The 20,541-nt window shown below is 68.5% G+C and carries 20 protein-coding genes; 16 read left to right on the top strand and 4 right to left on the bottom strand.

The window, feature by feature from the left end:
• A complete protein-coding gene (locus C454_RS09180) occupies positions 1 to 1,425 on the top strand; it encodes a universal stress protein (RefSeq protein ID WP_004974814.1) in 1,425 nt (474 codons plus the stop codon).
• A gap of 32 nt (positions 1,426 to 1,457) precedes the next feature.
• Here the strand turns inward: C454_RS09180 and C454_RS09175 are convergent, their stop codons facing one another.
• The gene (locus tag C454_RS09175) at positions 1,458 to 2,696 is read right to left on the bottom strand and encodes an NAD-binding protein (RefSeq protein WP_004974812.1); all 1,239 of its coding nucleotides are present in this window, start codon (positions 2,694 to 2,696) and stop codon (positions 1,458 to 1,460) included.
• Between the two features lie 100 nt (positions 2,697 to 2,796).
• Here C454_RS09175 and C454_RS09170 point away from each other — a divergent pair, with 100 nt between their 5' ends.
• The 3 genes from C454_RS09170 to samp1 are packed head-to-tail and all read left to right on the top strand — an operon-like array spanning position 2,797 to position 5,803.
• Positions 2,797 to 4,008 carry a potassium channel family protein gene (locus C454_RS09170; RefSeq protein WP_004974810.1) on the top strand — a complete coding sequence of 404 codons (1,212 nt, stop codon included), beginning with the start codon at positions 2,797 to 2,799 and terminating at the stop codon, positions 4,006 to 4,008.
• Positions 4,008 to 5,516 (top strand): cation:proton antiporter regulatory subunit, encoded by a 1,509-nt coding sequence (locus tag C454_RS09165; protein WP_004974808.1) that lies wholly within the window; start codon positions 4,008 to 4,010, stop codon positions 5,514 to 5,516. Before C454_RS09170 ends, C454_RS09165 begins: the two co-directional genes overlap by 1 nt.
• Before the next feature lie 23 nt (positions 5,517 to 5,539).
• Complete coding sequence (gene samp1, locus C454_RS09160; protein WP_004974807.1) at positions 5,540 to 5,803, top strand: ubiquitin-like modifier protein SAMP1; 264 nt, start codon at positions 5,540 to 5,542, stop codon at positions 5,801 to 5,803.
• Positions 5,804 to 6,044: 241 nt separating this feature from the next.
• Here samp1 and C454_RS09155 read toward each other — a convergent pair whose 3' ends face one another.
• Positions 6,045 to 6,890, bottom strand: a complete 846-nt coding sequence (locus C454_RS09155; RefSeq protein WP_004974806.1) for a Rieske (2Fe-2S) protein — start codon at positions 6,888 to 6,890, stop codon at positions 6,045 to 6,047.
• Between the two features lie 225 nt (positions 6,891 to 7,115).
• On the opposite strand from C454_RS09155, the gene ppc reads away from it, so the two are divergent.
• Positions 7,116 to 9,809 carry a phosphoenolpyruvate carboxylase gene (ppc, locus tag C454_RS09150; protein ID WP_004974804.1) on the top strand — a complete coding sequence of 898 codons (2,694 nt, stop codon included), beginning with the start codon at positions 7,116 to 7,118 and terminating at the stop codon, positions 9,807 to 9,809.
• A 60-nt stretch (positions 9,810 to 9,869) separates the two neighbouring features.
• On the opposite strand, the gene C454_RS20525 is transcribed toward ppc, so the two are convergent.
• Positions 9,870 to 10,037, bottom strand: a complete 168-nt coding sequence (locus C454_RS20525) for a hypothetical protein (RefSeq protein ID WP_155821702.1) — start codon at positions 10,035 to 10,037, stop codon at positions 9,870 to 9,872.
• A 171-nt stretch (positions 10,038 to 10,208) separates the two neighbouring features.
• Positions 10,209 to 11,009 (bottom strand): aldo/keto reductase, encoded by an 801-nt coding sequence (locus tag C454_RS09145; RefSeq protein WP_004974802.1) that lies wholly within the window; start codon positions 11,007 to 11,009, stop codon positions 10,209 to 10,211.
• Positions 11,010 to 11,097: 88 nt separating this feature from the next.
• Here C454_RS09145 and C454_RS09140 point away from each other — a divergent pair, with 88 nt between their 5' ends.
• The 11 genes from C454_RS09140 (at position 11,098) to C454_RS09090 (ending at position 20,496) form a co-directional block, all read left to right on the top strand.
• Complete coding sequence (locus tag C454_RS09140; protein WP_004974800.1) at positions 11,098 to 11,655, top strand: maltose acetyltransferase domain-containing protein; 558 nt, start codon at positions 11,098 to 11,100, stop codon at positions 11,653 to 11,655.
• 135 nt (positions 11,656 to 11,790) lie between these two features.
• Positions 11,791 to 13,440 (top strand): glutamine hydrolyzing CTP synthase, encoded by a 1,650-nt coding sequence (gene pyrG / locus C454_RS09135; protein WP_004974799.1) that lies wholly within the window; start codon positions 11,791 to 11,793, stop codon positions 13,438 to 13,440.
• Positions 13,440 to 14,357: a glutamine-hydrolyzing GMP synthase gene (gene guaA / locus C454_RS09130; RefSeq protein ID WP_004974798.1), complete on the top strand. Its 918-nt coding sequence runs from the start codon at positions 13,440 to 13,442 to the stop codon at positions 14,355 to 14,357. The genes pyrG and guaA overlap by 1 nt, the downstream gene beginning before the upstream one ends.
• Entirely contained in the window at positions 14,354 to 14,674 is a 321-nt protein-coding gene (locus C454_RS09125; RefSeq protein WP_004974796.1) for a DUF7126 family protein, read from the top strand. The genes guaA and C454_RS09125 overlap by 4 nt, the downstream gene beginning before the upstream one ends.
• A gap of 124 nt (positions 14,675 to 14,798) precedes the next feature.
• Positions 14,799 to 15,542 (top strand): DUF4397 domain-containing protein, encoded by a 744-nt coding sequence (locus C454_RS09120; RefSeq protein WP_004974794.1) that lies wholly within the window; start codon positions 14,799 to 14,801, stop codon positions 15,540 to 15,542.
• Positions 15,543 to 15,797: 255 nt separating this feature from the next.
• Positions 15,798 to 16,424 carry a DUF4382 domain-containing protein gene (locus C454_RS09115; RefSeq protein WP_049905060.1) on the top strand — a complete coding sequence of 209 codons (627 nt, stop codon included), beginning with the start codon at positions 15,798 to 15,800 and terminating at the stop codon, positions 16,422 to 16,424.
• Positions 16,425 to 16,635: 211 nt separating this feature from the next.
• The gene (locus tag C454_RS09110; RefSeq protein ID WP_004974791.1) at positions 16,636 to 17,598 is read left to right on the top strand and encodes a beta-ribofuranosylaminobenzene 5'-phosphate synthase family protein; all 963 of its coding nucleotides are present in this window, start codon (positions 16,636 to 16,638) and stop codon (positions 17,596 to 17,598) included.
• 92 nt (positions 17,599 to 17,690) lie between these two features.
• The gene (locus C454_RS09105) at positions 17,691 to 18,527 is read left to right on the top strand and encodes an RAD55 family ATPase (RefSeq protein ID WP_004974790.1); all 837 of its coding nucleotides are present in this window, start codon (positions 17,691 to 17,693) and stop codon (positions 18,525 to 18,527) included.
• A gap of 76 nt (positions 18,528 to 18,603) precedes the next feature.
• Entirely contained in the window at positions 18,604 to 19,518 is a 915-nt protein-coding gene (locus tag C454_RS09100) for a hypothetical protein (RefSeq protein ID WP_004974788.1), read from the top strand.
• Between the two features lie 15 nt (positions 19,519 to 19,533).
• The gene (locus C454_RS09095; RefSeq protein ID WP_004974786.1) at positions 19,534 to 20,079 is read left to right on the top strand and encodes a hypothetical protein; all 546 of its coding nucleotides are present in this window, start codon (positions 19,534 to 19,536) and stop codon (positions 20,077 to 20,079) included.
• An 87-nt stretch (positions 20,080 to 20,166) separates the two neighbouring features.
• The gene (locus C454_RS09090) at positions 20,167 to 20,496 is read left to right on the top strand and encodes a transcription factor S (protein WP_004974782.1); all 330 of its coding nucleotides are present in this window, start codon (positions 20,167 to 20,169) and stop codon (positions 20,494 to 20,496) included.
• The last annotated feature ends 45 nt before the right edge of the window (positions 20,497 to 20,541 follow it).

Raw genomic sequence — 20,541 nt, 5'->3', positions numbered from 1 at the left:
GTGGACCTCCGCCACCTCGCGGCCCGAGCGGTCGCACGCGCCGGCGCGCTCCGCGCCCGGCTCCGCCGGATAGAGCGGCGCGAGATGGTGGCGTTCGGTCGGTGGATAGAGAACACGAACAACCTGCTTCACCTCTCGATTCTCCTCATCATCCCCGTGCTCATCGCCGGGGTGACGTTCATCTCCAACTCGGTCAGCACGCTCTCGTTCCTGCTTTTCCCGCCGCTCGCGTCGGGGTCGTACACGCTGTTTTCCGACCCGGAGGGGCGGTACTCGTCGCCGGTGAAGTTCACCGTCTCCCTCACGGTCGGCGCGCTCTGCGGCCTCGTCGCGGTCGGGTTCACCGGGTGGACCTACGGCCCGACGGGGACCGCAATCGTCCACCCGTCGGCGGCGGCGCTCGCCATCTTCCTCGCGGGGGTCACGACGTGGCTCCTCGACGTGGAAGCCCCCTCCGCGTTTTCGACGGCGCTCCTGACGCTCGTCACGGGCGACGTGAACCCCGAGGAGTACGTGGTGAGCATCTTCTTCGCCAGCGTCGTCATCGCCATCGCGTTCACTATCTGGCGCGAGCAGTTCTACGAGCGCCGCGCGGAGTACCTCTACGGGACCGTCCGCGGCGACGACCACGTGCTCGTCCCGATGCGCGGGGAGGCGGCGACCCAGACGGCCTTCTTCGCCGCCCGACTCGCCGCCGCCCACAGCGCCGGCAAGGTCGTCCTCCTCGACGTGCTCCCGCCGGCGGCGACCGCCGAGGGCGGCGCGGACGCGGCCGCGGAAGCCGACGGCGAACTCGACACCGACGCCGACGCGTCGGTCGAGCGCCTCGAATCCTGCGCGCACCAACTGCGGACCCGACTGGGCGTGCCCGTGGAGGTCGCGGTCGCCCGCGGCGACCCGTTGACCGCGACGACCGAGGCCGCGGCGAACACCAATTCGGACCTCGTGGTGGCTCCCTACGAGGAGGACCGCGGTCTGCTTTCGGACTACATCCGCGGCCTGTTCGGTGGGTCGTACGACACCGTGGCGTTCCGCTCGACCGGCGAGACCTACCGCTGGCGGCGCGTGCTCGTCCTCGTCTCCCGCCCCGGCGACGCCGCTCACGCGATGATAGACTTCGCGACCCGCCTCGCCGGGAAGACCGGGAGCGTGAGCGTCACGACCTGCATCTCCACGGAGGTCGAACGGCGGCCCGCAGAGTCGAAACTCGCCAATCTGGTCGAAACCGCGGACGGGAACATCGAGACGCGGGTCGCCCGGTCCGACGTGACTAGTTTCATCGCCTCGAACGCCGCCACCTACGACCTCGTGGTGCTCGGGTCCAGCGGCGACCGGTCGCCCGCCTCGCGGTTCATCTCGCCGCCGACGTTCGAGCGAATCCGCGAGATAGACTGCGACGTTGCGGTGTTCGACCGCGGGCACTGAGCGGCGAGACGCAGAGTCGGAGTCGCTTGCGTTTACGAGCGGTTCGTGTCGTCGGTGTCGTCGGTGTCGTCGGCCGCACCCGCCCCGTTCGTCTCGGCCGTCTCGTCTACGGGCGGGTCGGCGGGCTGTTCGTCGAGCAGTCGTTCCTCGATGGTTTCGAGGCCGCTCCCGCCGACGGCGGACTCGGCGAGGAAGTGACCGCCGAGCGCCGCCGGGCTGATGACGGTGTTGGCCCCGGCGCGGCGGAGCTTTCGCTCGTTTTCGCGCTGGGTCGCCGCCGCGACGATGTGCACGTCGGGGTTGAGCTGTCGCGCCGTGAGGATGGCCAGCGCGTCTTCGGCGTCGTTGTTGGTGGCGACGACGACCGAGCGGGCGGCGTCCACGCGGGTCCGCTGGAGCGCCTCCTCGTCGCTCGGGTCGTCGGTGACCACGTCGTAGCCGCGGTCGGTGAGGCGCTTGGCGCGGCTCTCGTCGGGCGTGACGATGACGACGCGGGCGCGGTCGCCGAGCTCTTCGAGAATCGGTTCGGTCAGCTCGCCGTAGCCGAGGACGAGGACGTGGTTCTCCAGGATGTCGAGTTGTGATTCGGTCATGCGTCCGAGTGCTTTGGTGAGTCGCGCTTCGATTGCGGGCGTGAGCAGGACACCGAGCGCCACGGCGAACGTCGCCACCGTGATGAGGAGCGCCGATATCCCGAACAGTCTGGCGATGGCGGTCCGCGGGTAGATGTCGCCGTAGCCGACCGTGCTGCCGGTGACGACGCCGAAGTAGAACGCGTCGAACAGCGTCTCGATGCCGTTGAACTGCTCTCTGAGCGCCCACGCGCCGGCGGTCGCGTAGGTCTGTGCGCCCGCGATGGCGAGCAGGGCCGACAGCTGTGTCGCCGTCAGGTCGAGGTCGCGGTTGAACGCCCTGTGGTTGAAAAGCAGGAGCGCGAGGCTGATAAGCGAGAGGCCGACGAGCGGTGCCGCCCGTTCCGGCGACTGGACGAGCCCCTGCGCGGCGGTCACCGGGAGCAGCACCGCGGTCGAGTACCACGCGGCGCGGTAGCGTCGGCGGAGCCCGAAGACGCTCGCGAGGAGCAGAAAGCCCGTCAGCGTCCCGGTGAAGCCGGCGGTGATTCGGACCGCTTCCGGGATGTACGGTGCCAACACGCCGCCGGTGACCGGGGAGCTGATGTTGAGGATGCCGATGGCGACCGACAGAACGGCGGCGAAGAACACCGTCCCAATCGTCGCGCGGGCACCGACCCACTCGCGTACCGAAGCCATGTCTCTCCCAGTTCTGGCGTCCGAGGCCAAAAACGGTCGGGTATCGGCCCGTCACGGGCGCGTCGTCACGTCTTTATCCCGTCGGCGAGTGTACCGGTCCATGGCTTCACTCCCCGTCGAAGTCGTTTACGGACTGTACTTCGGCGTTCTCACCGGGCTCGTTCCGGCCGCCGTCGCGTGGCTCCTCGGCTTCGGCTTCCGCTACGTCACCGGCGTCACCGTTCCGGGCCTCGCCGTCGTCGTTCTCAGCGTCGCCATTGCGGGCGCGAGCGGCGGTCTCATGGCGCTGGCCGACCCGACGATTACCCAGTCGGAGAGCCAGGTCAGGCTGACGGTCGCGCTGCTTGTCGTCTTGATGGGGGCGCTGTACGCGCACAACCGCGGGGACGCCTTCGCCAACGACATCCCGCGGAAGATGTCGCTGCGAAAGCTCACCGAGCGGTCGCTCTCGACCGACGTGGTCGAACTCGTCGGCGGCCGCGGACAGGTCAGCGTCAGCGTCACCGGCGAGGTCGGCGACATCGAGGGCTACCCGCCGGTCCCGCTCGACATCCGTACCAGTATCCGAAACGGCGAGTGGACGTTCCCCGCCGATATCCCGCTCGTGGAACTCGAATCGCGGTACGCCGACCGCCTGCAAAACGAGTTCGACCTCGCCGCCGTCGAGGTCAGACTCGACGAGCGAGCCCGCGCGACCGTCTCCGCCGCGGCCCCGGTCGGCGGCCTCTCGAAGCGCCTCCCGACGGGCAAGCGCGCGGTGTCGGTGACGGCGCTCGTCCCGACTGGACTCGCGCGCGGCGACGAGGTGGTCGTCGTCACCGACGGCGGCACCGTCTCGGCGAGCGTCGCCGGGGTCGAATCAGTCGTCGAGACCCCGAGCGACGCCGACGAGGACGAGGACGACGCGGACGCCCCGAAGGCCGCGCCGCGCGCGCCGACGGCCGTCGGCGGCGAGGGCCGCGTCACGCTCGCGGTCGACCGAGGCAAGGTCGAATCGCTCCTCGGGAGCGACGCGGAGCGATTCATCGTCACCTCCCGCGGCGTCCGCCGGGAGTTCGAACTCGTCTCCCTGCTCCGCCGCGCGGGCAAGCGCTTCTCGCGGCTCTCGGTCGGTGCAGAGGGGCCGCTCGACGGGGTAACACTCGGGAAGGCCGGCGTCCGCGACGCCTACGGCGTTGCGGTCCTCGCGGTCCGCCACGGCGGGAACTGGACGATTGCGCCGCGGGGTGACCAGGAGGTTTCCGCCGGCGACACGCTCTACGCGGTCGGGTCGAGAAGCGACCTGACAGCCTTCGAGGGGGCGGTCGCGTGATGTTCGCCGCCCTCGCCTCGGCCGCCGGGTCCGCTTCGGCCGCACCCGCAGCCGACCTGCTCGCGGCGGTCGGACAGTCGGCGACCGCCGGACAGGTGTCGATTCCGCCGGTGGACGACTCGCTCGTCCTGCAGATTCTCCGGTTCGTCGGACTCGTCGTCGGCGCGTTCGTCGTCTCCGCGATCGCCTCGCTGCTCTACCGGTGGTACACCCGGGAGATAATCCCGCGGGCGCTTTCGGTCCTCTTCGGCGGGGCGGTCGTCGCGCTCTACCTGAACACGATCGGCCTGTTCGGCGCGTTCACCACCGGCACCGAGACCGAGGTGTTCCAACTCGACACCGTCCTCTTCAACACCGCGTCGCTCCTCGGCGGAGCGCTTATCGCGCCGGTCGGCCGCGTCGCCGGCGACCGGCTCACGACCGACGTGTTCGCCGTCGCGGGCGCGAAGGAACTCGACGCCGACGTGAGCCGGCTGGTCCGGACCGTCGGCCGCGTCACGTCGGTGACGCTCCCCGAGGACATCGCCGACATCGAGGGGTACGACCCGGTCGGCGAGGCCGTCAAGACCCAACTGAGCGGGAAGACGCTGCTGTTCCCCCGACGGCTCAGCGAGGCCGAACTCCGCGACCGACTCGCGACGCGCATCAAGGACGACCACGGCGTCGGCCACGTCGACGTGGAGTTCGAAGCCGGCGGGAACGAGGTGTCGTACCTCGCGCTCGGCAGTCGCGCGGCCGGCCTCGGGCCGACGCTCGCACCCGGCACCGTCGCGGTCGCCATTCGCGGCGACCCCGGTTCCGGCGCGGCCGCCGGCGACCCCGTGCAGGTCTGGTCGGTTCCGAAGCCGGCGACGGACGACGAGAACGACCCGTCGGGCGACGCCGTCGCGGGAGCGACCGACGCGACTGAACCGGCCCAGTCCGCCGAACCGACGGCCGAGACGCCTCCCGGCGGTTCGGGGTCGCTGTCCGACGGCGGCACCGACGCGCCGGCCGCACCGTCCGCACCGACCCGCGTCGCCTTCGGCGAACTCCGCGGCGTCGCCGACGACGTGGCGACCGTCGCCCTCGACGAGGAGGACGCCGACCGCCTGACGAGCGGCGAGCAGTACCGACTCGTGACGCTCCCCGCGGACCCCCACGTCGACCGCGAGTTCGCGTCGCTCCTCCGGAACGCCGACGAGACGATGGCGGTCACGACCGTCGCACCGGGCGCAGACCTCGACGGGCTGGCGGTTTCGGACGTGGACACGACCGTCGTCGCCATCCGGTCGGCGAACCGCCCGGTGGACGCGATTCCCGGTCGGGGTCGCGAACTGGCCGCCGGCGACACGCTCTACGTCGTCGGCCGGCCGGAAGTTCTCCGGAAGGTCGAGCGCCGGGCGACGACCGACACGAGCCGAACCGACGGCGGAGGCGACGGAGACGGCGGAGACGACGGAGACGGAGACGAAAACGGCGACTCCGACGGCGACGGGCCGCGGTCGTCGGGGGCGCAATCCTCATGAGCGCCGGGCGACGAGACGGGAGTATGGAGTGGAAGCTGTTCGCCGACCTCGCGGAAGTCACCGGCACGCGGACCGTTCGGGTTGACGTCGACGGCGACGCGACCGTCGGCGACGCGCTCGACGCCCTCGTCGGGGCGCACCCGGCGCTCGAATCGCGGGTGTTCGGCGATGACGGCGAACTGTACGACCACATCAACGTCCTGCGAAACGGTGAAGCCGCCGCGCTCGGCGAGGAGGCCGCCGCCGGCGACGAACTCGCGCTCTTCCCGCCGGTCAGCGGCGGCTAGCGCGTCGGAGCGCCGCGCGAACCGGAACCGTTCTCGAATTCGACTCACACCCCGCGAGCGACGGGTCCGTCGGCACTCGGGCGCGGGAGACGGAGATGGTGCTGAAGACGGAGACGAGACCACGGGCTCGAAACGGGCGACTCGTCGGGGCGGAAACGGGTCGTTCGGGGGGTCGGAAAAGAGAAAACGGCGGGAACGCGTCGCGGTCGAACTCGAAACGGGAGGGCGGCTTCGTGGGTCGTTACTCGCTCGGGCGCGGCAGCGCCGTAAACAGCGTCTGGACGATGGAGAAGGGGTCGTAGACGGACTGGTGGCACTGGCAGTAGACACCGTTTTCGCCGCCGAACGTGGCGGAACTGGCCGCCTGCTTGTAGCCGGGGACACAGCAGAAGTGGGTACACTTGTTGAGCCACGCGATGACGCCCTGGTCCGTCGAGGCGGCGAGCCACTCGTTGTCCTGTGCGGCTTCCTCGATGCGCGTCGAGCGGAGCACCTGAATCGGCATCGTGTTCTCGGCGCCCTCGGAGCGCCAGGTGCCGGTCGCGGGCATCCCGATACCGGCCCGCCCGATGCCGTTGCCCCACGTCTCGTACTCGTCGAAGTCGTTGACGTTCAGGCGGTCCCCGGAGCTGTACGTCTCGGACTGCCAGTCGTATCCGCCGCTGTCGGAGCGGAAGTAGTTATCAGACTCGTAGGTCGGGTTCAGGCCCTCGTAGGTCTGCACGCCGCAGTACTGGAACCAGTCCTGCGAGTAGGTGACGCCCGTCCCCTGGTAGTCCTCGGTGAGGGCGAGGTCGACTTCCACACCGTTCTGCGTGACGGTCTGAACCTCCGGCCAGACGCCGCGGATGTAGCCCTCGTCGTCGATCTCGATCGGTATCTGCGGCATGCCGCGCGGTGCGGGACCGGCGGTGTTCTCGATGGCGTACGCCTGCGTCGGCCCCCCACCGGTACCGGTGGATGACGTTGCGCTGTTGATGGCGGCCGCGCCTGTCGTTCCCACGCCCGCGAGCGTCGCTCCCCCGACGACGCCCTTGACGAACCGACGGCGACCCGAGTCGGCGGGGTACTTGTCGCTATCGCTCATACTCTCACCTTCGAGGCGGCCAGTAAAAGCGTGACGAATCCACCGTGGTAGTACGCCCCACGAAACGGCCGCCAGCGAGGGGGTTCGACCGCTCGAACGCGCGGAATTCGTCGGTCGTCGAAAACTGGACGAAAACGTGCGTAACGTTCGTTTAGAACCGACTTCCGGGCAAATTTTCGACGTTACTCGTGGCCTTTTAGAATGTGCTACTCGTATCCGAGTACGATGCGATTGCACACCAGAGACGTGCGGCAAGATGTTCGCGAGCTCGGGGCGTTGCTCGGGGACGTGCTCGAAGCGCAGACGTCGACGGCGTCGTTCGAGACGGTCGAAGAGCTTCGGCAGGCGGCCATCGCCTACCGGAAGGGCGAGTCCGGGTCGCGCGAGCGGCTCTACGACGTGGTCGGCGACCTCGAACCGGAGCGCGAGAGCGTCGTCGCCCGCGCGTTCACCACCTACTTCGAACTCATCAACCTCGCCGAGGAGCGCGAGCGCGTTCGCGTCATCCGCGAGGCGTCCCAGGAGGGGACGCTCGAAGACGGTATCCTCGACACGCTCGACGCGCTGGACGACGAGGAGGTCGACGAGGAGCTTCTGGGACGGGTCCTCGAAGACGTGCTCATCGAACCGACGTTCACGGCGCACCCGACTGAGGCACGCCGCAAGACGGTGAAATCGAAGCTCCGCTCCATCGCCAACCGGCTGGAGACGCTCGACGAGCGCCGTCTCACCGACCTCGAACACGACCAGGAGTGGCGGCACGTCGTCGCCGAGGTGACGAGCCTCTGGCAGACCTCGCAGGTCCGCGACCGCCGCCCGGAGCCGACCGACGAGGCCCGCAACGTCCAGTGGTACCTCGAAAACACCCTCTTCGACGTTGTCGGCGAGGTGTACGAGGAACTCGAAGAGGAGCTTCGGGCCGAGTACCCCGGCCTCGACGTGCCGAAGCTGTTCGAGTTCCGGTCGTGGGCAGGCTCCGACCGCGACGGCAACCCGTTCGTCACGCCCGAGGTGACAGAGGATACGCTCGAACGCCAGCGCAGCGTCGCCCTGGAAAAGTACAGCGACTCGCTCAAACGTCTCTCCGGTGTGCTGAGTCAGGACGCGACGCGAATCGACCCCGGCCACGAGCTCGAACGCTCGCTGAAGGCCGACCGCGAACTCCTCCCCGTCGTCGCCGAGGAGGCCGACGAGCGCTACCCCAACGAGCCGTACCGCCAGAAGCTCAAACTGATGCGCGAGCGACTCCGCCGCGTCGAGGACGTGCGGCCGAACGGCTACGCGGACGAGAGCGAACTCTTGGCCGACCTCGAAGTCATCGACGCCAGCCTCCGGCGGACCGGCGCGGCGCAGGTCGCGGACGTGTACGTCGAGCCCCTGATGCGGCAGGCCGACACGTTCGGTTTCACCCTCGCCAGCCTCGACCTCCGCGACCACCAGGAGAACCACACCGAGGCCGTCCACGAGGCGCTCGCCCACGAGGGCCTCGACTACTACGGGAGCTCGGAGGAGGAGCGCGTCGAACTCCTCACCGACGCGATTTTGCAGGAAGAGCCGGTCGTCGACCTCGAAGACCCCGGTGACATCTCCGAGACGGCCGAGCGCGTCCTCCGCCGGTTCCGCAAGCTCGGCGAGTGGCAGCGCGAGTACGGCGTCGGCGCTATCGACACCTACTGCATCTCGATGACCGAAGAGCCGTCGCACGTCCTCGAAGTGCTGTTCCTCGCCGACCAAGCGGGCGTGGTCTCTCTGCCCGACCACTGCGGCATCGACGTGGTCCCGCTCCTCGAAACCGAGTCGGCGCTCAACGGCGCGCGCCGAATCATGGGCACGCTGTTCGAAAACGAGGCCTACGGGACGGCGCTCGCCGCCCGGAACGACGTCCAGGAGATTATGCTGGGCTACTCCGACTCGAACAAGGAAAACGGCTTCCTCGCGGCCAACTGGGACCTCTACAAGAACCAGCGCCGCCTCGCCGACATCTGCGACGACTTCGACGTGACGATGCGGCTGTTCCACGGCCGCGGCGGCTCCATCTCCCGCGGCGGCGGTCCGATGAACGAAGCCATGCTCGCGCTCCCGAACGAGACCGTCACGGGACAGATTAAGTTCACCGAGCAGGGCGAGGCCATCGCCGAGAAGTACGCCAACCCGCGAATCGCGGAGCGGAACCTCGAACAGATGCTCAACGCCCAGATTCGCGCCCGCCTGCAGGCGATCCGGACGCCCGAAGAGGAGGTGCCCGACCGCTGGGTCGACGCCATGGACACCATGGCGACCGCCGCCCGCGAGGAGTACCGGAACCTCCTCGAATCCGACGGTTTCGTCTCCTACTTCGAGCAGGCGACGCCCATCACCGTCATCGAGGAACTCAATCTCGGCTCCCGGCCGGCCTCTCGGTCCGACGAGCGCAGCGTCGAGGACCTCCGCGCCATCCCGTGGGTGTTCTCGTGGACCCAGTCGCGGTGTATCCTCCCCGGCTGGTACTCGCTGGCCGCCGGCGTCAACGCCTTCCTCGAAGACGGCGGCGACATGGACGACCTCCGCGAGATGTACGACGAGTGGGCGTTCTTCCGGAGCACGTTCGACAACGCCGCGATGGCGCTGGCGCGCACCGACCTCGAAATCGCCACGGAGTACGCGAACCTCGCCGACGAGGAGCTCCGCGAGGAGTTCTTCACCCGCCTCACCGAGGAGTACGAGGACGCCGCGGACCTCATGCTCGACATCAGCGAGCGTAGCAGTCTCCTGAAGCGCGAGTGGCTCGAAGAGAGCCTCCGCCGCCGCAACCCCTACGTCGACCCGCTGAACCTGCTGCAGACGCACCTGCTGTCGCAGACCCACCGGACCGACGAGGAAGAACAGACCCTGCGGCTCACGGTCAAAGGAATCGCCGCCGGGATGAAGAACACGGGATAACGCGATGCCGACGCCCTCGGCCACCCGCCGAGACCGTCGTCGCCGCGCCGTCGGAACCGATTAGGCCCGACGGAGATCGTACGGGTTCGAACAGACCGGACAGGTCTGCCGCGCGACGCGATACTCGCTTTTTAACCGCTGTCTGACACCGTCGAAGTCGGCGTCGCCCTCGTATCTCGATTCCACTTGCTGTCCGCAGTGCGGGCACACCACCACCACCGTTGCCATATTCGGCAGTACGGCCGAGTCCATCATATATGTTCACCCTGTTTGTGGCGGGGTCCCACGGCCCGCTCTGTCAGGGATTCGTCGGCGACGAAGACGACGCACAGAGAGCCGCTCGCGTCGAAAATGAGGGTTCTCAGCGTCCCGGCATCGGCCGGGTCGGCTCGACTCAGGTCAGGCGTGGTTCCACGGCGCTTCCTCGAAGTCGACGATGCGGTGAGTCGAATCGAGGTCGTCGATGGCGGCCACGTCCTCGTCGTCGAGGTCGAGGTCGAGCGCGGCGAAGTTGTCGCGGATGTGGTCGGGCGAGGCGGCCTTCGGGATGGGCGTCGCGCCCTTCTCGATGAGCCACGCGAGGGCGACCTGCGCGGGCGAGGCGTCGTGCTTCTCGGCGATGTCGACGATGACCTCCTCGTCGGCGACCTGGTTGCGCGCGATGGGCGAGTAGGCGACCAGACGGTGGCCGCGTTCCGCGGCGAGCTCGCGGAGTTCGGCCTGCTGGAGCATCGGGTGCATCTCGACCTGGTGGGCGAACACGGGCGCGTCGAGCGTCTCGATGGCCGATTCGAGCTGGTCGGGTCGGAAGTTGCTCAGGCCGACGTTGGCGACGACGCCCTCCTCGACGAGTTCGTCGAGGGCCGCGAGCGTCTCGTCCTCGTCGTAGCTGTCGAGCGGCCAGTGAACGTACAGCAGGTCGATGGTGTCGACGCCGAGCTTTTCGGCGGACTCGCGGGCGGTCTCCAGCACGTCGTCGGAGCCGAGGTTGTCGGTGTCGAGCTTCGTCGCCACGAACACGTCGTCGATGTCGACGTCGGATTCGGCGAGTCCCTCGCCGACGAACTCCTCGTTGTGGTACATCTGGGCCGTGTCGACGTGGTGGTAGCCAACGTCGAGGGCGGTCTTGACGGCCTCGACGCACTCGTCGCGGTCTTCGAGCTTGTACGTCCCGAAGCCGAGTCGCGGGAAGTCCTTCATGCACGGGTGGTCGTGGGCGGGCGAGTCAAATCCTGCGGTTGCGGAAGTCGTGCGTACACTTACCACCGCTCCCCCGGTCATCGAGGGTATGCCCTCCGAGAAGGAGAAGATGCTCGCGGGCGAACTGTACGACGCGAGCGACCCGGAACTCGTCGCGGAACGAAAGCGCGCGCGGCGGCTCACGCGCCTGTTCAACGAGACCGACGAGACCCAAACCGAGCGCCGCGAGGAACTGATTCGGGAACTGTTCGGGGAGGTCGGCGAGTCGTTCGAAATCGAGCCGACGTTCCGCTGCGACTACGGCTACAACGTCAGCGTCGGCGAGAACTTCTTCGCCAACTTCGACTGCGTCTTCCTCGACGTGTGTCCAATCACGCTCGGCGACAACTGCCAGCTCGCGCCGGGCGTTCACATCTACACCGCGACCCACCCGCTCGACGCCGCGGAGCGAATCAAGGGCCCCGAGTCGGGGAAGCCGGTGACCGTCGGCGACAACGCGTGGCTCGGCGGCCGGGCGGTCGTCAACCCCGGCGTCACCATCGGCGACGACGTGGTGGTCGCCTCGGGCGCGGTCGTCACGAAGGACGTGCCCGACTCGGTGGTCGTCGGCGGCAACCCGGCGCGAGTCATTAAAAGGCTGGACTGACCGGGGACGCGCCGCCGAGTCGGCGTCATCATCGCGTCGCCGTCGCGCGATTCTCGCGGATTCGGGAGCGTGCGGTGCTCTGGCACACGATGTTCCCTCCGAAATGGTTTTGAAGTACGCTCGCACACGGTCAGTATGCCGACGGACGAATACGACCCAGAGATGGGGCGCAAGTTCATTTTCGTAACCGGGGGTGTCATGTCCGGCCTCGGGAAGGGTATCACGGCCGCGAGCACCGGCCGACTCCTGAAGAACGCCGGGTTCGACGTCACCGCGGTCAAGATAGACCCGTACCTGAACGTCGACGCCGGGACGATGAACCCCTACGAGCACGGGGAGGTGTACGTCCTGAAAGACGGCGCTGAAGTCGACCTCGACCTCGGGAACTACGAGCGGTTCCTCGGCGTCGACATGACCGCCGACCACAACATCACGACGGGCAAGACCTACCAGCACGTCATCCAGAAGGAGCGCGACGGCGACTACCTCGGGAAGACGGTCCAGATTATCCCGCACGTCACGGAGGACATCAAGCGCCGCATCCGCGAGGCGGCCGAGGACACCGACGTGTGCATCGTCGAGGTCGGCGGCACCGTCGGCGACATCGAGTCGATGCCGTTCCTCGAATCGCTCCGCCAGTTCGCCTCCGAGGAGGAAGACGGCGACGTGCTGTTCACGCACGTCACGCTCGTCCCCTACTCGAAGAACGGCGAGCAGAAGACGAAACCCACCCAGCACTCGGTCAAGGAGCTTCGGAGCATCGGCCTCCAGCCGGACATCCTCGTCGGCCGCGCCGACGACAAGCTCGAACCGGCGACGAAGACCAAAATCGCGCAGTTCTGCGACGTGCCGGACGCCGCCGTGTTCTCCAACCCCGACGTGCCGGACATCTACCACGTCCCGCTGATGGTCGAAGAGGAGGGCCTCGACGAGTACGTCATGGAGCGGCTCGGCATCGCCGACGAGGCGCTGCCGAAGGAAGACCGCGACAACCGCTGGCGCGAGCTCGTCACGGCCGACCGGACCGGCTCGGTCGACATCGCGCTCGTCGGCAAGTACGCCCTCGAAGACGCCTACATGTCCATCCACGAGGCGCTCAAGCACGCGGGCATCGAGTGCGGCGTCGACGTGAACATCCTCTGGGTCGACTCCGACGAGATGCTCGACAAGCACGAAGAGCGACTCAAGGACGCCGACGGCGTCGTCGTCCCCGGCGGCTTCGGCTCCCGCGGAACCGGCGGCAAAATCGAGGCCATCCGCTACGCCCGCGAGAACGACATCCCGTTCCTCGGCCTCTGTCTGGGCTTCCAGATGGCCGTCGTCGAGCAGGCCCGGAACGTCCTCGGCCACGAGGACGCCCACTCGGCCGAACTCGACCCCGACACGCCGTACCCCGTCATCGACCTCCTGCCCGAGCAGTACGAGGTCGACGAGATGGGCGGCACGATGCGCCTCGGCGCGCACGACACCGACATCGACGCCGGCACGCTCGCGGAGGCGGTGTACGGCGACACCTCCTGTACGGAGCGCCACCGCCACCGCTACGAAGTGAACCCCGAACTCATCGACGAACTCGAGTCCGAGGGGCTCCGCTTCTCCGGCCGCGCCGAAAACCGCATGGAGATTCTCGAACTGACGAACCACCCGTTCTTCTTCGGAACGCAGTTCCACCCCGAGTTCCGCTCTCGACCCGACCGCGCGAGCCCGCCGTTCCTCGGCTTCCTCCGCGCGGTCCTCGGCGAACTCGACGCGCGCGAACTCGGCAACGAAGAGGTGACAGCATAATGGTAAACGTAGACGAATTCATCGAAGACGCGACCGCATCGATTCGTGACCAAATCGGCGACGAGCACGCCATCATCGCCCTCTCGGGCGGCGTGGACTCCTCGGTCGCCGCGACGCTCGCCTACGAGGCCGTCGGCGAGCAGCTCACCCCGGTCTACGTCGACACCGGCCTGATGCGCAAAGGCGAGACCGAGCAGATCGCGGACACCTTCTCCTTCATGGAGAGCCTCCGCGTCGTCGACGCCCGAGACCGATTCTTCGACGCCCTCGAGGGCGTCGTCGACCCCGAGGAAAAGCGCAAGGTCATCGGCGAGCAGTTCATCCGCGAGTTCGAGCGCGAGGCGAAGGAGACCGACGCGCAGTACCTCGTGCAGGGGACCATCTACCCCGACCGCATCGAGTCCGAGGGCAACATCAAGTCCCACCACAACGTCGGCGGCCTGCCGGACGTGGTGGACTTCGAGGGCATCGTCGAACCCGTCCGCGACCTCTACAAGGACGAGGTCCGCGAGGTCGCCCGCGCGCTCGGCCTCGAATCCATCATCGCCGAGCGGATGCCGTTCCCGGGGCCGGGCCTCGCGGTCCGCGTCCTCGGCGAAGTCACGCCCGAGAAGGTGCAGGTCGCCCGCGACGCGTGTCACGTCGTCGAAGACGAGACCGAAAAGCACGAGCCGTGGCAGGCGTTCGCCGCCGTCATCGGCAAGGGCACCGGCGTCAAGGGTGACAACCGCGTCCACGGCTGGATCGTCTCGGTCCGCTCCGTAGAGTCGCGCGACGGCATGACCGCTCGCGCGCAGGAACTGCCGTGGGACACCCTCCAGCGCATCCAGTCGCGCATCACCGGGACGAACGAGAACGTCGCCCGCGTCGTCTACGACGTGACCCACAAACCGCCGGCGACCATCGAGTACGAATGACGACGGCAGTCGTCGCGGGGACCGACCCCGACGGACTCGGCGAGGCGCTCGAAACCGAGGGCGCGACGGTCGTCCGCGTCAGCGGTATCGCCTCCGCCGACTCGCTCGGCGAGGCCGGCATCGAGGACGCCGACCTGTTCGTGCTCACCGATATGGACGACGCGACGGCCATCTCGGTGGCGAAGGAGCTGAACCCCGACGTGCGCGTCGTGACCTACGCCTACGACTCCCTCCCGGAGTTCGCCACGGCGCAGGCCGACCTCGCAATCGACCCGAACCTGCTCGCGGTCGACGTGGTCGCAGAAGAACTCGTCTGAGACGGTCAGGAACGCCTGACTGTCTCGACGCGAGGATTTTCTTTCAAGAATTGGTTTGTAGAAATATTAATCTCTTTATGGACCTTCATGACGGTTGCAAATGTCGTCTTTCTCCCGACGAACGATGCTGAAGAGCCTCGGCGCAACTGGACTCCTCCTCGCCGGCGGTGCGACCACAGCGGCGGCACGCCCCGGCGGCGTCGCCGCGGGTGACGCGCGGTTCCGAGTCGGTCACTTCTCGCCCGGCGCGCCCCCCGTAGACGTGTACGTGAACGGCGACCCCTTCCCCGGCCTACAGGGCGTCCCGTTCGGCGTCTTGTCCGACTACTTCACCGTCCCGGCGGGGACGTATCAGGTCGAGGTGACGCCCGCGGGTGACCCCTCGACGGTCGTCATCGACGCCTCGGTCACGCTCCGACGCAACCGCGATTACACCGTCGCGGCGACCGACGTGCTCGACGACATCACGCCAGTCGTGCTCACGGACACGAACCGGCCGGCACCGTACGGCAAAGCCAGAGTCCGCGTCGCGCACTTCTCGCCCGACGCGCCCGAAGTCGACATCGTCGTCAAGGACGGCCCGACGCTGTTTTCCGGACTTGCGTTCGGCGACGTCTCGCACTACGAGACGGTGCCCGCCGGGACGTACGACCTGCAGGTCGTCCTCTCGTCGGACGGGAGCGTCGTGCTCGACCTCCCCGGAACGACGCTCGAAGGCGGCCGGACCTACTCGGTGTTCGCCATCGGGTTCGCCACCGGCGGGTCGCCCGGCTTCAGCGTCCTCCCAGTCGTCGACGCCGTCTCGCCCGCGCGCGAGCGACCGTCCAACGGGAACCCGTCAAACGGGAACGTCTGCCGCGTGCGCTGAGTCGAACGCCGGTCGCCGCCCTCTCGTGCGGTCGGCGGCGGACCTACCCCGTTTTCCGACGAAACTCGGCGAAATTCGGCGTCTTTCGAGCCGAATCTCGCGCCAACGACCGCAAGCCGGCGCGTCGGTTTCCACCCTTCAATACCGCGGCGTGCAGAGCGAGCGACGTCGCGGGGCGACGGCGGTTCCCCACCAGTCATCGCGCGGACCGCCCGGTCGCGCCGCGACGCCCCGCAGACACACGGACACCTACCAATGACACGCACCAGACGACGCTTCCTCACGTCCGCCGCTGGAATCGCCGCCGCAACCACCGCCGGTCTCGCCGGCTGTATGGGCACCGCGTCCGCGACGACGGGGACGCTCTCGGCCCGCGTGAGCGACAAGCCCGGCGACATCGCCGACTTCGAGTCCTGCGTCGTGACGGTCTCGACGGTCCGCGTCAAGCCCGATGACGGCGAGGCGGAGTCGCTCGACGCGGGCGACGCGGAACTCGACCTCGTCGAACTACAGGGCGACGCCTCGGCGCTCGTCGAGGAGTTCGAACTGGAGAGTGGCACCTACGAGTCCCTGCAGGTCGAGGTGTCGGAGACCGACGCGACCCTCACCGACGGGTCCTCGGCGACCGTCGAGGTGCCCGGGTCCGCCCCGCTGAAGTTCGAGCGGTCCTTCGAGATTCGCGCCGACGAGACGACCACGTTCACGGCCGACTTCACGCCCGTCAAGGCCGGCAACGCGGGCAAGTACGTCCTCCAGCCCGTCGCCGACGAGGTGACGGTGACGTACGAGTCAACGGAGACGACGGCGAACGAGACGGAGACGAACGGGACGGCGACCGATTCGACCGCCACCGAAACGACGACGAACGAGACGACCTCGTAACGCGGCTCCTCCCGCCTGTCACCCCCGCTGAGGCGATGCGCCCCCGGTTTTAGTTCGCCCCGCTTTTGTTCTTCCTGCGCTTTCGAACGCTCGGCCCACCCCCTTCGACCACCGCCCCGAGAGTCGAAACCGACCGACAGCGGCGGGTAACCCCGGCCCGCGTTGCCATGGTCGAAACCCCCTTTTGGCGTCCCCGCCGATAGCCGGTGACATGGTTCGGGTCTCGACCGGCGCGCGCATCCACTTCGGCTTCCTCAATCTGAGCCTCGCCCGCGACCGCCTCTACGGCGGCGTGGGCGTCGCGCTCGACGAGCCGCGGGTGGTCGTCGCCGCCGAGCCCGCGTCCGACGTTCGGTGTCGGCATCCCGCCGCCCGCGAGTACGCCGAACAGGCGGTCGACCTCCTCGGAGCCGACGGCGTCGACCTCTCGGTCGAGCGCACCCTGCCGCGACACGCCGGCCTCGGGAGCGGGACACAGCTCGCGCTCGCGGTGTTGCGGGCGGTCGGGGCCGCGACGGGCCGCGAGGCCGACGTGCGCCGACTCGCCCCCGAGATGGGTCGCGGCGGCCGCTCCGGCGTCGGCGTCGCCACCTTCGAAGCCGGCGGGGCCGTCCTCGACGCGGGCCACCCGACCGCGCGGTTCACCACCGACCGACCGGAAGACGGTTCGTGGTCGGTGCCGGCGGTCGCCGCCCGACACGAGATACCCGACCGCTGGCGGTTCCTGCTCGTCGTCCCCGACGCGGACCCCGGCCGCAACGGCGCGTCCGAGGAGTCGAGCATGCGCTCCGTCGTCGAGCGCGCGGACGCACAGACCGGCGACCGAATCGCCGGCATCGTCACCAGACGACTGCTCCCGGCGCTCGCCGAGGGGTCCGCCGAGCGCTTCGGCGAGGCCGTCGAGTCCGTCGGCCGGCTCAACGGGACGTGGTACGCCGACGAGCAGGGGGGCGTCTACCGCCCGCCGGTCGGCGCGCTCGTCTCGTCGCTGTCCGAGTCGCCGGTCGTCTACGGCGCGGGTCAGTCGTCGTGGGGGCCGACCGTCTACGGCGTGACCGACGCCGACCACGTCGACGAGGCGGTCGAGGCGGGGCGAGCAGCGCTGGCCGACGCCGACATCGACGGGAGCGTCTCGGTCGCCCGCGGGCGGAACCGCGGCGCGAGCGTGGAGTGAGCGCGCGGGACGACGGGACGGGAGCGCCGGCGGCGGAACCTCGCGTCGCGCTCCCCGAAACGCCTAACCGACGCGGCCGAGTCGGATTCGATATGTCTCAAATCCCCTTCGGCGTCCCCCGCCTCGACAGCATCATCGGCGGCGGCGCACCCCCGGGGAACGTCGTGCTCCTCGCGGGAGAGTCCGGCGCGGGCGCTCGGGAGTTCCTCTACACGAGCGCGACGATGAACGCCCTCTCGCACACCGACGAGGAGCTGTTCGACCTCCACTACGGCTCGCTCGCGGACACCGCGACGCCGCCGCCGGAGATTCACTACGTCTCCTTTACCGCCGGCGAGGAGTACCTGCGCCGGGAGATGGGTTACACGATGGACGACGAACTCGTCGAGTCCGCGGTCGAACACATCGAGTTCCACGACCTCTCGCCGGAGTACTTCCAACTCAGTCCGATTCCGCGCGAGTGGTACCTCGGCCAGCCGACGAAGTTGGAGGACCTCGGCCACCGACACAACCGCGAATCCGTGCTGGGCGCGTTGGGGACCACCCTGAGTCAGCACGCGCCCGGCAACCTCGTCGTCATCGACTCCCTGACCGACCTCGTGGCGAGCCAGTCCGACGAGATGACGTGGTCTGACATCGCGATGGTCATCAAGGGACTGGAGAAGGCCTCCTACCAGTGGGGCGGACTCATCCTCGTGCTCGTGAGCACCGAGGCGCTCTCGAAGACCGAACTCGGCGTCCTCAAGGGCGCGACCGGCGGCTCGCTGCTTTTCGAGTGGGAGTCCGGGGGGTCGAAGCGCGCGCGGACCATGGTCGTCCAGGAGTTCCGCGGCGTGCTCGCCCGGCTAGAGAGCGAGAACATCGTGCAGTTCGAGACCGAAATCAACGAGAGCGGCCTCGACGTGAGCGACGTGCGGAAGATTCGCTGATTCGACTGTCGGACCACCGAACAGTCGCGAATCCGGGGATAGTTCTTAAGGCTGCGTAGACAAACTGGAAACGAAGATGGAAGGGGAAGACGGGGTGTCGCTCCCAGACGACCTCCGCACGTGGGTCGAAGCGCGCGCCGACGAGGAGGGCGTCGACCCGGAGACGGTGCTCGCACGGGCCCTCGGGACCTATCGGCTCGCCGTGAGCGACGCGGGCGAATCGCTCGACGACGCGGACGCGGTCTCGGACCGCCTCGGCGGGGTCGAAGCGCGCGTCGATGAACTCGAAGGCGAACTGGACGAGAAGATATCTGACGTTCGGATGCGCGTCGTGCAGGTCAAGCGCGAGGCGGACGAGAAGGCACCGCGCGACCACACCCATCCGGAGTTAGACGCCGAACTCGACCGACTGGCCGACGACGTGCGCGCGGCTCGAAACCGCGTGACCGACTTAGACGAGCGGGTCGACGCCGGCTTCGAGAACTTCGAGGAGATTCTCACCTACCTCGACGAGACGACCGCGACGCTCGACGAGAACCTCCGGGCGGTCGCGCGGACGCTGCTCGACCTCCGCGGTCGGGCGGCCGACCTCGAAGCCGCCGACCTCGAACGAAAGGCGCTCGCCGAACTCCTCCGCACCGCGAATGCCACCGGCGAGAAGAAAGCGCGATGCGAGGAGTGCGACGAGACCGTCCACCTGGACCTGCTCGCGGAGCCCCGCTGTCCGTCGTGTCGGTCCCCGTTCCGCGAGCTGTCGTCCTCGCCCGGTTTCTTCGGGTCGGCGACGCTCCACACCGGCCGGCTCCCTGCGCTGGAATCGGCGGACGACGCCCGCGCGACCGACGAGGTCGCCGATCTCCTCGACGAGGCGGTTACCGGCGTGGTCGACGACGCGACCGACGGCGACGACGACCGATACGCCCCCCGGGAGGAGGAGAGGGAGTCGGCTCAGCAGGGTGCCGCGCCGGGGAGCGAACACGGCGACGACTGAAGACTCACGAGGACGATGACCGACGACAATTCAACAGACGACGCGGCGGAGGGCGAGCCATCCGTCTCCGGCGACCGCGACGACTCATTCGGACGCGCCGACCCGGGAGACGACAGCGCCGAGGCCGCCCGCGCCCCGGACGGAGCCCGCGACGGGCGAAGCGACGACGCCGACTCGGCCCCGCTTTCGGACCTCGCAGGACGCGTGGCCGAGCGCCGCGCACGCTCGCGCGTCACCGACCAGCGCGACGAGACGGACGAACTATTCGAGTCGGTCGAGGTCGGCGAACTCGACCGCGAGGACGTGTGGACGGCGCTCGTCGAAGGCGGGGACGAGGAGCGCGCGGCGGGCGTCGGCGTCGGAGCCGAGGCCACCCCCGTCGACGACGGCGACGGCGTCTCGGACCACGTCGTCCCCAAGACCGAGTTCTGCCAGCGCTGCGAGCACTTCGGCGAGCCGCCGGAACTCGCGTGCCACCACGAGGGAACGACCATCGTCGAACTCGAAGACAGCGACCACTTCCGGGTGCGGAACTGCCCGATGGTCGAGAAGGACGACTGACGGCGGCGGGACGGCGGGTCGGTTCGGATTCTCCCGACGACGCCGCGGAGTGACAGCTTCTTTGCCCTCGGTCCGCTACCGTCGGGTATGCAGTTCTGCGACGAGTGCGGTTCGATGATGGTGAGCGAGAACGGCGCGATGACCTGCACGAACGACGACTGCGGGGGGACCGCCGAGCGCGACGAAGAGCTCGCGGCGGAGTTCGTCTCCACCGAGGCGCAGTCGGGCGACGAACTCATCGAGACCGAAGAGGGCGCGGAGTTCGAGGGCAAGCCGACCGCGAAGGACGTTCACTGCGACGACTGCGGCCACACGAAAGCGTGGTACACCATCAAGCAGACCGGGTCGGCCGACGAACCGCCGACGCGCTTTTTCAAGTGCCAAGAGTGCGGCTACCGATGGCGCGAGTACAACTGAGAGACTGACGACGCCGCTTTCTCCACGCTCACGCACCAAGTCCCG

The sequence above is a fragment of the Haloferax gibbonsii ATCC 33959 genome, from assembly GCF_000336775.1.
GTDB lineage: Archaea > Halobacteriota > Halobacteria > Halobacteriales > Haloferacaceae > Haloferax > Haloferax gibbonsii.
This window is presented reverse-complemented; position numbering and strand designations above follow the sequence as displayed.

Excerpts from the sequence above, each read along its gene's own strand:
- C454_RS09175 (WP_004974812.1), bottom strand. The coding sequence starts at position 2,696 with ATGGCTTCGGTACGCGAGTGGGTCGGTGCCCGCGCGACGATTGGGACG.
- C454_RS09170 (WP_004974810.1), top strand. The coding sequence starts at position 2,797 with ATGGCTTCACTCCCCGTCGAAGTCGTTTACGGACTGTACTTCGGCGTT.
- C454_RS09165 (WP_004974808.1), top strand. The coding sequence starts at position 4,008 with ATGTTCGCCGCCCTCGCCTCGGCCGCCGGGTCCGCTTCGGCCGCACCC.
- samp1 (WP_004974807.1), top strand. The coding sequence starts at position 5,540 with ATGGAGTGGAAGCTGTTCGCCGACCTCGCGGAAGTCACCGGCACGCGG.
- C454_RS09155 (WP_004974806.1), bottom strand. The coding sequence starts at position 6,890 with ATGAGCGATAGCGACAAGTACCCCGCCGACTCGGGTCGCCGTCGGTTC.
- ppc (WP_004974804.1), top strand. The coding sequence starts at position 7,116 with ATGCGATTGCACACCAGAGACGTGCGGCAAGATGTTCGCGAGCTCGGG.
- C454_RS20525 (WP_155821702.1), bottom strand. The coding sequence starts at position 10,037 with ATGGCAACGGTGGTGGTGGTGTGCCCGCACTGCGGACAGCAAGTGGAA.
- C454_RS09145 (WP_004974802.1), bottom strand. The coding sequence starts at position 11,009 with ATGAAGGACTTCCCGCGACTCGGCTTCGGGACGTACAAGCTCGAAGAC.
- C454_RS09140 (WP_004974800.1), top strand. The coding sequence starts at position 11,098 with ATGCCCTCCGAGAAGGAGAAGATGCTCGCGGGCGAACTGTACGACGCG.
- pyrG (WP_004974799.1), top strand. The coding sequence starts at position 11,791 with ATGCCGACGGACGAATACGACCCAGAGATGGGGCGCAAGTTCATTTTC.
- guaA (WP_004974798.1), top strand. The coding sequence starts at position 13,440 with ATGGTAAACGTAGACGAATTCATCGAAGACGCGACCGCATCGATTCGT.
- C454_RS09125 (WP_004974796.1), top strand. The coding sequence starts at position 14,354 with ATGACGACGGCAGTCGTCGCGGGGACCGACCCCGACGGACTCGGCGAG.
- C454_RS09120 (WP_004974794.1), top strand. The coding sequence starts at position 14,799 with ATGCTGAAGAGCCTCGGCGCAACTGGACTCCTCCTCGCCGGCGGTGCG.
- C454_RS09115 (WP_049905060.1), top strand. The coding sequence starts at position 15,798 with ATGACACGCACCAGACGACGCTTCCTCACGTCCGCCGCTGGAATCGCC.
- C454_RS09110 (WP_004974791.1), top strand. The coding sequence starts at position 16,636 with ATGGTTCGGGTCTCGACCGGCGCGCGCATCCACTTCGGCTTCCTCAAT.
- C454_RS09105 (WP_004974790.1), top strand. The coding sequence starts at position 17,691 with ATGTCTCAAATCCCCTTCGGCGTCCCCCGCCTCGACAGCATCATCGGC.
- C454_RS09100 (WP_004974788.1), top strand. The coding sequence starts at position 18,604 with ATGGAAGGGGAAGACGGGGTGTCGCTCCCAGACGACCTCCGCACGTGG.
- C454_RS09095 (WP_004974786.1), top strand. The coding sequence starts at position 19,534 with ATGACCGACGACAATTCAACAGACGACGCGGCGGAGGGCGAGCCATCC.
- C454_RS09090 (WP_004974782.1), top strand. The coding sequence starts at position 20,167 with ATGCAGTTCTGCGACGAGTGCGGTTCGATGATGGTGAGCGAGAACGGC.